The organism is Nonomuraea sp. NPDC003201 (assembly GCF_053590415.1).
The window spans coordinates 1-10,917 of sequence record NZ_JBSFTC010000344.1; the positions used below are offsets into that span (position 1 = coordinate 1).

Sequence of the window (10,917 nt, forward strand, 5' to 3'; positions counted from 1 at the left end):
GAGCGGGCCGCCGGCACCGCCGCCGGAGCGGTCGCCGGATCCGCCGCGCTGCTGTGGGTGCCGCCGTCGTGGCTGTTCGTGCTGCTCGTCGCCGCGCTGGCCGCGGTCAGGCCGATGCTCAAGGAGCGCAACTACACCCTGTACGCGACCGTCATGACCCCGCTCGTCCTGCTGCTCATGGAGGGCGGCGCACGTGTGCCACCCGCCACGATCGGGTACCGGCTGGCGGACACGGTCATCGGCTGCGTGCTGGCCCTGGGGCTCGGGTATCTGCCCTGGGTGGTACGCCGGGAAAGGAGCGTTCGTGCCGTCGTGGACTGAACATGCGATCTGGTGGCACGTCTACCCGCTCGGCTTCACCGGAGCCCCCGCCACGGCAGAGCCTGCCGAGGGCACGCGGCACCGGCTGCGGCAGCTCGAGTCGTGGCTGGACTACGCGGTCGAGCTGGGCTGTTCGGGCCTGCAGCTCGGCCCGATCTTCGCCGCCGAGTCCCACGGGTACGACACCGTCGACCACCTCAGGATCGACCCGCGCCTCGGCGACGATCGCGACTTCGACTCCCTCGTCGCCAAGGCGCGCGACCGCGGGCTGCGGATCGTCCTCGACGGCGTGTTCAACCACGTGGGCCGCTCCTTCGCGGCCGGCGAACGATGGTTCAAGCGCGCCCCCGGCGGCTACGAGGTCTTCGAGGGCCACCACGGGCTCGTCACGCTCGACCACGCCCAACCCGCCGTGCAGCAATACGTGGCCGGCGTGCTCGACCACTGGCTCCGCCGCGGCGCCTCGGGGTGGCGGCTCGACGCCGCGTACGCCGTGCCGGCGTGGTTCTGGCGGAAGGTCCTGCCGGAGGTACGCGAACGGCACCCCGAGGCGTGGTTCGGCGGCGAGGTGATCCACGGCGATTACGCCGGTTACGTCAGCGAGTCGGGGCTCGACTCGGTCACCCAGTACGAGCTGTGGAAGGCCATCTGGAGCTCGCTCAACGACCGCAACCTCTTCGAGCTCGCCTGGGCCCTCGACCGCCACGACAAGCTGCTCGACACGTTCGTGCCGCTCACGTTCGTCGGGAACCACGACGTCACCAGGCTCGCCACCCGGCTCGACGACCCCCGCCACCTGGGCCACGCGCTGGCCGTGCTGTTCACCGTCGCGGGCCTGCCCAGCGTCTACTACGGGGACGAGCAGGCGTTCCAGGGACTGAAGGAGGAACGGGCCGGCGGCGACGACGCGATCAGACCGGCGTTCCCCGCCGAGCCGGACGGCCTGCCGCCGTACGGGACCGAGGTCTACCGGCTTCACCAGCGGCTCATCGGCTTCCGCAGGCGCCACCCGTGGCTGCACCGAGCCCGGACCACCGCCGAACAGCTCACCAACACCACCGTCGCGCTCCGCAGCCGCGGGGGACCCGGCGAGGAGGTCGTCACGCTGCTGAACCTCGGCGACCAGCCGCACCGCTTCCTCATCGGCGACGTGCGGGCCGCCTTCCAGGACGATCGGGGGGACCTGGCCGTGGTCCCAGGCCACGGCTGGCGCATCGTGACTCAGATCACCAAAGAAGTAGGGAATAAGGGGAGTCAAGGGATCCGTTGAATCCGGCGTGAACGAGGCCTACGCGTACGACACGAGCGCCCACCGGGACGGCTCGTGTTGTCGTATGGGGCGAATGCCGAGCTGAAGCAGAGATCCGCCCGCTCCTCCTCGAAGGTCACCATGATCGCACCTTGTTTCGTGCTGCGCAGGCTGAGCCACCTGCCCTTCCCCCCCGGCACCCGCTGACACCTGCCCCCTGACATCGGCCCCCTTTTCTTCCTTCATGTGATGTACGTTTCCGCGGCCCGCCGACGGGCCGCTCTCAGTCGTGGGGATATTCCGTGATCCAGGCTTCAGGCCTGCGCAAGCAGTACGGGGACACCGTGGCGCTGGACGGCGTCGACCTGCACGTGCGCGAAGGCGAGATCTACGGCGTGCTCGGCCAGAGCGGCGCCGGCAAGAGCACGCTCCTGCGCTGCGTCAACCTGCTCGAACGCCCCACCGCGGGCACCGTCACCGTCGCTGGGCAGGACCTGACCGCGCTGCGCAGCGCCGAGCTCAACCGCGCCCGCCAGCGCATCGGCATGATCCACCAGCACTTCGCGCTGCTGAACTCGCGCACGGTCGCGGGCAACGTCGCCTTCCCCCTGGAGATCATGGGCGTGCCCAGGGCCGAGCGCGACCGCCGCGTGGCCGAGCTGCTGGAGCTCGTCGGGCTCGCGGGCCGCGGCAAGGACCGCCCGAACCAGCTCTCCGGCGGCCAGAAGCAGCGGGTCGGCATCGCCAGGGCGCTCGCGGGCAACCCGTCCGTGCTGCTGTCGGACGAGGCCACCTCGGCGCTCGACCCGGCCACCACCCAGTCGATCCTCGCGCTGCTCAAGCGGCTCAACGCCGAGCTGGGCCTGACGATCCTGCTCATCACCCACGAGATGAACGTCGTCAAGAGCGTCTGCGACTCGGTCGCCATCATGGCGAACGGGCGCATCGAGGAGTCGGGCGCCATCGCGGACCTCATCCGCACCCCCGGATCCCGCTTGACCAAGGAGATCTTCCCGCTGCCCGAGCCCGCGCCGGCCGGCTCGGTGACGCTGACGTTCACCGGCGACCCGCGGCAGCCGGTGGTGTCGGAGGTGGTCAGGAAGTTCTCCGTGGACCTGAGCATCCTGGGCGGCTCGATCGAGGACCTCGCCGGCGGCTCGGTGGGCCGGCTGCGGGTCGCGCTCGACGGCGCCGAAACCGCCGCCGCGCTGGCGTACCTGCGTGACGCGGGCCTGATCGTGGAGGAAAGCGCATGAACTGGGACGAGATCCTGCCGCTGCTCGGTCCGGCGACGCTGGAGACGGCGCAGATGGTCGGCTGGTCGACGCTGTTCACGGCGCTGCTCGGGTTGCCGCTCGGCGTGGCGCTGGTGGTGTTCGACCGGAACGGGCTGCGGCCGGCTCCGGCGCTCAAGTCGTCACTCGGGTTCGTGGTCAACGTCGGGCGGTCGCTGCCGTTCATCGTGCTGATGATCGCGATCATCCCGTTCACCCGGCTCGTCGTCGGCACGACCATCGGGACGGCCGCGTTCGTGGTGCCGCTCACGGTCGGCGCGGTGCCGTTCTTCGCCCGGCTCGTCGAGACGGCGCTCAGGGAGGTCGGCCCGGACGTGGTGCAGGCCGCGCAGGCCATGGGCGCGAGCCGGGCCACCATCGTGCGCAAGGTCCTGCTGCCCGAGGCGCTGCCCGGGCTGGTCGCGGGCCTGACCGTGACCGTCGTCGCGCTCATCGGCTACAGCGCCATGGCCGGCACGCTCGGCGGCGGCGGGCTGGGCGACCTGGCGGTCCGGTACGGCTACCAGCGGTTCGAGACGCTGCTGATGATCGTGACCGTCGTCCTGCTCCTCATCATCGTGCAACTTCTGCAAAGCCTGGGCGACTGGGTCGCTCGGCGCCTATCTCACAAATAAGGAAAAATCATGAAATTTCGTTATATAGCGGGTGCTGTTGCGCTGGCCTTGTCGCTCGCCGCATGCGGAACGTCGCAGTCCGCGACGACGGCCACTGAGTCGGCCGACACCGTGCTGAAGGTGGGCGCCAGCCCGGTGCCGCACGCGGAGATCCTCAACTTCGTCAAGCAGAACCTGGCCCCGGCCGCCGGGCTCAAGCTCGAGGTCGTGGAGTTCACCGACTACGTGCAGCCGAATGTGCAGCTCGACGAGGGTCAGCTGAGCGCGAACTTCTTCCAGCACAAGCCGTACCTGGACGACTTCAACGCCTCCAAGGGCACCAAGCTGACCTTCGTCACGCCGGTGCACCTGGAGCCGCTGGGCCTCTACTCCAAGAAGATCACCTCCGTGTCCGCGCTGGCCGCCGGCGCGACCGTGGCCGTGCCGAACGACGCCACCAACCTGGGCCGCGCGCTCAAGCTGCTCGCCGACAACGGCCTGGTCAGGCTCAAGGACGGCGTCGGCACCGCCGCCACCGAGCGCGACGTGGTGGACAACCCGAAGAAGCTGCAGTTCAAGCCGCTTGAGGCCGCTCAGCTCCCGCGCTCGCTCGAGGACGTGGACGCCGCCGTCATCAACGGCAACTACGCCATCGAGGCGGGGCTCAAGCCGGCGTCGCAGGCGCTGGTGCTGGAGAAGACCGAGGGCAACCCGTACGTGAACGGCCTCGTCGTCAAGGCCGGCCACGAGAAGGACGCCAACATCGTCACGCTCGGGAAGCTGCTGCAGGACCAGAAGGTCAAGGACTTCATCAAGCAGAAGTACGAGGGCTCCGTCATCCCCGCCGCGTGACCCCACCCGCGCGAAGCCGCGTCGCCCGTCCCACCCGCACGCAAAGGGGATGGGCGGCGCGCAGCCTGGCGTGGGCGCGCGGCACCGAATAGTGTTCGGTCATGTATCCGGGAGCCATCGCAGCAGTCACCCCAGACAAGCCCGCTGTGATCATGGCGGGCTCCGGACGGATCATCACCTACCGCGAGCTGGACGAGGAGTCGAACCGGCTGGCCCACCTGCTCCGCGCGGCCGGGCTGCGCCCCGGTGACCACATCGCGTTCATGCTCGCCAACCACCCCCTCTTCCTGGCCGTCGCCTGGGCGGCGCAGCGCTCGGGGCTGTACTACACGCCGATCAGCTCCCGCCTGCAGACCGACGAGCTGGCCTACATCATCGGCAACTGCGGCGCCCGGGCGTTCATCTCCAGCGCCGACCTGGCCGCCGTCGCCACCTCGGTCACCGCCGCCACGCCCGGGGTCGAGCTGCGGCTCATGCTGGACGGCACGGCCGAGGGCTTCGCGTCGTACGAGGAGGCGGTCGCCAAGCAGCCGGCCACCCCGATCGACGACGAGTGCATGGGCGTGGACATGCTCTACTCCTCGGGCACCACGGGACGGCCGAAAGGCGTCAAGATCCCGTCGGCGCACGGCCCGCTCACCGAGCCCGGCATGCTGCTCCAGCTCGTCCAGGCGCTGTTCGCGCCGTCGGCGGACAGCGTCTACCTCTCGCCGGCCCCGCTCTACCACGCCGCCCCGCTGCGCTACAGCCTGACGTTCCAGCGGCTCGGGGCGACGGTGGTGGTGATGGAGCGCTTCGACCCCGAGCAGTTCCTGGCGCTGGTCGAGCGGTACGGGGTGACGCACGCGCAGCTCGTGCCCACGATGTTCATCAAGATGCTCAAACTGCCCGAGGAAATCCGGACAAAGTACGATATTTCCTCGCTCGCGTACGCGATCCACGCCGCCGCCCCCTGCCCCGTCCCCGTCAAGGAGCAGATGATCGACTGGTGGGGCCCGATCATCCACGAGTACTACGCGGGAACCGAGGGCAACGGCTTCCTCTACGTCAACTCCCAGGACTGGCTCCAGCACAAGGGCACGGTCGGCCGCTCCCTGCTCGGCATCGTGCACATCTGCGACGAGGACGGCAACGACCTGCCCCCGGGCGAGCACGGCACGATCTACTTCGAGAAGGGCGGCCGGTTCGAGTACCACGACGACCCGGGCAAGACCCGCTCCGCGGAAGACCCCCAGGGCAGGGGCTGGACCACGCTCGGCGACATCGGCCGCCTGGACGACGACGGCTTCCTCTACCTCACCGACCGCCGCTCGTACATGATCATCTCCGGTGGCGTGAACATCTACCCGCAGGAGGCCGAGAACGTCCTGTCGGTGCATCCGAAGGTGGCCGACGTGGCGGTGTTCGGGGTGCCGGACGAGGAGATGGGCGAGCAGGTCAAGGCCGTGGTGGAGCCGGTCTCCATGGCCGAGGCCGGCCCGGGGCTGGAGGCGGAGCTGATCGCGTACTGCCGCGAGCGCCTGGCCCACTACAAGTGCCCGAAGTCGGTGGACTTCCGCGAGCAGCTGCCCCGCCACCCGACGGGCAAGCTCTACAAGCGCCTGCTCAGGGACGAGTACTGGCCGGCTTCCGGGTAAATTTTCCGCATTTTCTCCGGACCGTCGCCGGTGGTTCCACCTTGGCGGATAAGGCCCCCGTTCAGAGTTCTCATAAAGCTCTGATCAGCGGCTTAACGTGCGCTTACGCGTCGCTTGGCACCCTGGAGTCATCGGTACTCGAGGGAGATGACAGATGAACGCGAACGAGCCTCACGAGCAGGGGACCGGCGGGTGGAGCCAGTTCGGCAGCAACCCGCCGGCCGCCGGGGGCTTTCCCCGGCGGGACACGCAGATCATGGACCAGCCGGCCCCGCCTTCCTCCCCACCGAAGAAGCTCGGCTTCGCCGCGGGTCGCAAGACCGTCGCCGGGCTGGCTCTCGCGGCCACGGCCATCGGCGGCGGCGTCGTGGGGGCCGTCGTCGCCAACGCGTTCCAGCCGACGCAGCTGGCCAGCAGCGCCACGCCGAGTCCCGTCTTCAAGTCGGCCTCCAACCAGCTCACCATCGCGCAGGTGGCCGCCAAGGTGCAGCCGACCGTCGTGATGATCCAGGGTCAGACCGGTGAGGGCTCCGGCGTCGTGCTGTCGGAGGACGGGCTCATCCTCACCAACAACCACGTGGTCGTGGGCGCCGGCGAGGGCGGCGGGCAGATGACCGTCAAGTTCAACGACGGCAAGACCGCCAAGGCCAGCGTCGTCGGCACCGACCCGGCCACCGACCTGGCCGTCATCAGGGCGGAGGGCATGTCGGGGCTGAGCAAGGCCACGCTCGGCGACAGCGACATCGTCAAGGTCGGCGACCCCGTACTGGCCATCGGAAGCCCGCTCGGCCTCGACGGATCCGTCACCGCGGGCATCGTCAGCGCGCTCGACCGCACGCTCACCGTCGGCGGCGAGCAGCGGCAGCAGATCCCGCCCGGCTGGGGCTGGGGCCAGCAGCAGGACCAGGGGAGCGGGGCCACCACGATCGCCGGCGCCATCCAGACCGACGCCTCGATCAACCCGGGCAACTCCGGCGGCGCGCTGGTGAACGCCGCGGGCGAGCTGATCGGCATCAACACCGCGATCGCCTCGGACGCCGCGGGCGGCGGTGTCGGTTTCGCCATCCCGGTCAACACCGCCAAGCAGGTCTCCGAGCAGCTCATCGGCAGCGGCAAGGTCAGCCACGCGTTCCTCGGCGTGAGCGTCACCGACGCGACCGGCGACGTGCCGGGAGCCCTCGTCAGGCAGGTCACCGACGGGAGCCCGGCGGCCAAGGCGGGACTGCGGCAGGGCGACCTGATCACCAAGATCGGTGACAAGGCGGTTGACGGGGGAGATACTGTAGTTGGGCAGGTCAGAGGTTTTAAACCCGGCCAACAGGTCAAGATCACATACATGAGGGACGGCAAGACGGCCGACGTCACCGTGACCCTCGAAGAGAAGAAGTAACAAGGACCCCCTCCCGGAACGGGTGTGCCGTTGAGATCGCTGCGGACTCGGCGGCACACCCCCCCATTTCAGGAGAAGCGTCTGCCCTCGTCGCGGCGGTAGGCCCAGCCCGCGGCGAGGGCGAGGACGACCGTCCAGACGGCCAGCATGACGACGGCGACCACGTTCGGGGCGCGGTCCGCGGTCACCGCCCAGAGCAGCTCCGCCGCACCCCGGGTCGGCACGTACGGGGAGACGGCCTCGATGAAGCCGGGCAGGACCTGGGGCGGCAGCAGCAGCCCGCCCAGCACCGCCAGCGGGAAGAACAGGATCTGCGACACGGCGATCGCCGCCTTCGAGCTCAGCCGGAAGCCGATGAACAGGGCCAGCAGCATGAACGGGATCCCGCTGACGACCAGCACGGCCAGCCCCAGCAGCAGCTTCACCGGCGTGATGGTGGCCTTCGTGAGGAACGCCGCCACCAGCAGCACGGGGATCACCGAGATCAGCATGACGGCCACCGTCGTCAGGATCCGCGCGGCGAAGCGGGGGAACGGGCCCGCCGGGAGCGTGCGCAGGTAAGGGTTCCAGGGCTGCTCGCGGTCCTGGGCGACGGTGATGCTGAGCCCGATCAACGCCCCCGACATGGCCCCGAAGAACATCAGCGACGCCGTCGCCATCGTGGCCCCCTTCGGATCCTGCCCCGCGAACGGCACCACGAAGGCCAGCATCGACACGGCCGGGAAGAACGCGCTGGCCAGGAGGCTGATGGGCACCCGCAGCTGCTCCAGCATGAGGTAGCGGGTGTGCGCGAGGACGAGGCTAGGCATGGGCGCTCTCCTTCGAGGTGATGGTGAGGAAGGCCTCCTCCAGGGTGGTCGGCCTGATCTCGAGGCCGGAGAACGGGGTGCCGCTGCGCACCAGCTCGACGACCAGCCGGTCGGGGTCGGTGGTCACCAGGTGGGTGCGGCCGTCCTTGTGTTCGGTGCCGATCACGCCGGGCAGCTCGGGCAGGTTCTCGGCGACGAGCGAGACGCGCCGCACGCCCACCATGTCGCGCACGGCCCGCACCGTGTCGTCGGCCAGCACGCGGCCGTGGCCCACCACCACGACCCGCTCGGCCAGGGCCTCGATCTCCTCCAGGTAGTGGCTGGTCAGCAGGACCGTGCCGCCGCCCTCGTGGAAGGATCTGACGCCCTCCCACAGCGAGCGCCTGGCCTCGACGTCCAGGCCGGTCGTGGGTTCGTCCAGGAAGACCAGCTGCGGGTCGCCCGCGAAGGCCAGCGCCACGGCCAGGCGACGCTTCTGGCCGCCCGACAGACCGCCGACCTGCCGTTTGGCCAGGTCGTCGAGGCCGAAGCGGGCCAGCAGCTCCCCTTTATCCGCTTTTTTCGGGAAATGTGAGGAGACGAAGTCGACGATCTCGCCGACGCGTAACGACTCGGGCAGTCCGGTCTCCTGCGGGGTCACGCCGATCCCGCGCCGCATGGCCGGGTCCTGCGGGGAGCCGCCGAGCAGCTCGACCGTGCCGGACGTGGGGCGGCGCAGCCCCACGAACAGGTTGATCAGGGTGGACTTGCCCGCGCCGTTCGGGCCGAGCAGCCCGACGAGCTCGCCCGCCCGGATGTCGAGCGAGACGCGGTCGAGCGCGAGCACGTCGCCGTAGCGACGGGTGACCTCGATCGCCCTGGCGAGCATGGTCATGAGATTCCTCCAGCATTGTCGAGCAAGGCGCGGATCGCCTTGTTGTAGTCCTCGAAGGCAAGCCGTCCGCGCTTGGTGAGTGCCACGAACGTGACGGGGGTGCGCCCCTTGTGCGTCTTGACGATCTGGACGTATCCGGCGTCCTCCAGCTTGGTGAGGTGCACCGACAGGTTTCCCGCCGTCATGCCGAGCAGGTCCTTCAGCGAGGGGAAGGCCATCTCGTTCCCCTCGCCGAGCACGTTGAGCGCGGCGACGACCCGGAGCCTGGCCTGCGCGTGGATCACCGGGTCGAGCTCCGGCGGCACCTTGTCCGCGCTCACCGCGAGCAGCGCCTGAGCCACAGGCCCGCGACGATGAAGCCGCCTCCCAGCAGCACCGCCGTCAGCAGCGCGTGCCAGCCGGCGCCGAGGAGCACGCCCACGGCGTCGACGCCCGCCACCCACGCCCCGATGAAGAACATCGGCCAGTTGAGCCAGATCGCGCCCCCGGCCATGTGCATGACCGCGACGACCATGAGCGACGCGCCTCCCCAGACGAGGCCGCTCTCGGCGGGTGGCAGCAGGTCGCTCACCCTGGAGGCGATGACGACCACGAGCATCATCCCGGCGAACCACGCGTAGCCGTACATCGTGCCCCTGGCCGTATGGTCGCCGCGGATGCCCTTGTTCATCCGCACGATCCCGAACGCGGCCACCGCCCCGGCCACGATCTGCGCGCCCATCAGCACCCCCAGCGCCTGCATCTGGGTGATCGGCGCGTAGGGATGGCCGTCGAGGCCGTAGTGCAGGAAGAACGCGGTGAAGCCGAGCAGCCAGGCGATGCCCCAGGGGGCGTAGAGCAGGAGCGGATCGCCGTGCAGCCACCTCGTGGTGGCGGCCCGCTGCTCCTCGATGACGCGCAGCATCTCCTCAGGGCTGGTCACCTGGTCGTCGTCGCTCGTCATCGCAAACTCCTCGGTCCCTCAAACTGGTTTGTACTTTAAACCAGATTGCCGCGCCAACTCAATCCCGTTTTCGTCAGGGGACTCAGCGCCTGGTCAGGACCTCGGACTCCCACAGATCGCGGTAGTAGCCGGGCACCGAGACGAGCTCGTCATGCCGTCCGCGCTGGACGACCCGGCCCTCTTCGAGCACCACGACCTCGTCCACGCTCTCCAGCCCCTTGAGCCGGTGCGTCACGAGGAGCGTGGTGCGGTCGCGGGTGACGTCGAGCAGGTCGCCCATCAGCCGGTCGGCCGTCTCCTCGTCGAGCGCCTCGGCGGGCTCGTCGAGCAGCAGCACCGGCGGGTCGTACAGCAGGGCCCTGGCCAGGGCCAGGCGCTGCAGCTGGCCGCCGGACACGGTCCTGCCGTCCTCGCCCAGCTCGGCGTCCCACCCCGTCCGCTCGACCCAGCCGTCGAGCCTGGCGTCGCGTACGGCCCGCTCCAGCTCCTCCTCGCCGGCCTCCGGGCCCGCGAGGCGCAGGTTGTCCTTCAGGCTGGCGCGGAAGATGTACGGGTCCTGGGTGAGGCCGGTCATGAGCGTCCGCACGTCGTCGCCGGCGAGGTCGCGGACGTCCACGCCGTTGACGCGGATGCTGCCCGACTCCGGCTCGACCAGGCGCATCAGGGCGGCCAGCAGCGTGCTCTTGCCCGCCCCGCTGGGGCCCACGATCGCCACCCGCCTGCCGGGTGTGAGCGTCAGCGACACGCCGTCCAGAGCGGCCCGCGCGGACCCGTGGCGGACCACCAGGTCGTCGATCTCGACGGTCAGCGGGACCTCGGGCCGGGTCGCCGGCCGGGCGGGCTCCGCGACGGCCGGGGTGGCGGAGCGGACCTCGCGCAGGCGGCGCAGCGCCGCCGTGATCCCGGCCAGGCGCTCGCCCGCCGCCGCCAGCGGCAGCACCGGCTCGAACGCCA

12 protein-coding genes are annotated in these 10,917 nt (G+C 70.0%); 7 read left to right on the forward strand and 5 right to left on the reverse strand.

Going from position 1 to position 10,917, the window contains the following annotated elements:
* The 7 genes from ACWDX9_RS53050 to ACWDX9_RS53080 all read left to right on the forward strand — a co-directional run.
* Window positions 1-321 (forward strand): FUSC family protein (locus ACWDX9_RS53050; protein WP_449969645.1); only part of this gene is annotated, 321 nt, incomplete at its 5' end.
* Window positions 305-1,591, forward strand: coding sequence for an alpha-amylase family glycosyl hydrolase (locus ACWDX9_RS53055; protein WP_449969647.1), 1,287 nt, complete (start codon window positions 305-307; stop codon window positions 1,589-1,591). The genes ACWDX9_RS53050 and ACWDX9_RS53055, both read left to right, overlap by 17 nt.
* 281 nt (window positions 1,592-1,872) lie before the next feature.
* Window positions 1,873-2,826, forward strand: coding sequence for a methionine ABC transporter ATP-binding protein (locus tag ACWDX9_RS53060; protein ID WP_449969650.1), 954 nt, complete (start codon window positions 1,873-1,875; stop codon window positions 2,824-2,826).
* Entirely contained in the window at window positions 2,823-3,479 is a 657-nt protein-coding gene (locus ACWDX9_RS53065; RefSeq protein WP_449969652.1) for a methionine ABC transporter permease, read from the forward strand. Before ACWDX9_RS53060 ends, ACWDX9_RS53065 begins: the two co-directional genes overlap by 4 nt.
* Window positions 3,480-3,488: 9 nt before the next feature.
* Window positions 3,489-4,310, forward strand: coding sequence for a MetQ/NlpA family ABC transporter substrate-binding protein (locus tag ACWDX9_RS53070; protein WP_449969655.1), 822 nt, complete (start codon window positions 3,489-3,491; stop codon window positions 4,308-4,310).
* Window positions 4,311-4,411: 101 nt separating this feature from the next.
* Window positions 4,412-5,947 (forward strand): AMP-binding protein, encoded by a 1,536-nt coding sequence (locus ACWDX9_RS53075; protein WP_449969658.1) that lies wholly within the window; start codon window positions 4,412-4,414, stop codon window positions 5,945-5,947.
* Window positions 5,948-6,101: 154 nt separating this feature from the next.
* Window positions 6,102-7,337, forward strand: coding sequence for a S1C family serine protease (locus ACWDX9_RS53080; protein WP_449969660.1), 1,236 nt, complete (start codon window positions 6,102-6,104; stop codon window positions 7,335-7,337).
* 68 nt (window positions 7,338-7,405) lie between these two features.
* Here the strand turns inward: ACWDX9_RS53080 and ACWDX9_RS53085 are convergent, their stop codons facing one another.
* From ACWDX9_RS53085 to ACWDX9_RS53105, 5 genes are all read right to left on the reverse strand, one after another.
* Complete coding sequence (locus ACWDX9_RS53085; protein ID WP_449969663.1) at window positions 7,406-8,146, reverse strand: ABC transporter permease; 741 nt, start codon at window positions 8,144-8,146, stop codon at window positions 7,406-7,408.
* Window positions 8,139-9,020: an ABC transporter ATP-binding protein gene (locus tag ACWDX9_RS53090; protein WP_449969666.1), complete on the reverse strand. Its 882-nt coding sequence runs from the start codon at window positions 9,018-9,020 to the stop codon at window positions 8,139-8,141. Before ACWDX9_RS53090 ends, ACWDX9_RS53085 begins: the two co-directional genes overlap by 8 nt.
* On the reverse strand, window positions 9,017-9,361 hold the full coding sequence (locus tag ACWDX9_RS53095) for a transcriptional regulator (RefSeq protein ID WP_449969668.1): 345 nt from the start codon (window positions 9,359-9,361) through the stop codon (window positions 9,017-9,019). Before ACWDX9_RS53095 ends, ACWDX9_RS53090 begins: the two co-directional genes overlap by 4 nt.
* On the reverse strand, window positions 9,337-9,963 hold the full coding sequence (locus tag ACWDX9_RS53100; RefSeq protein ID WP_449969670.1) for a hypothetical protein: 627 nt from the start codon (window positions 9,961-9,963) through the stop codon (window positions 9,337-9,339). The genes ACWDX9_RS53095 and ACWDX9_RS53100 overlap by 25 nt, the downstream gene beginning before the upstream one ends.
* A gap of 82 nt (window positions 9,964-10,045) precedes the next feature.
* Window positions 10,046-10,917 (reverse strand): amino acid ABC transporter ATP-binding/permease protein (locus ACWDX9_RS53105; RefSeq protein WP_449969673.1); only part of this gene is annotated, 872 nt, incomplete at its 5' end.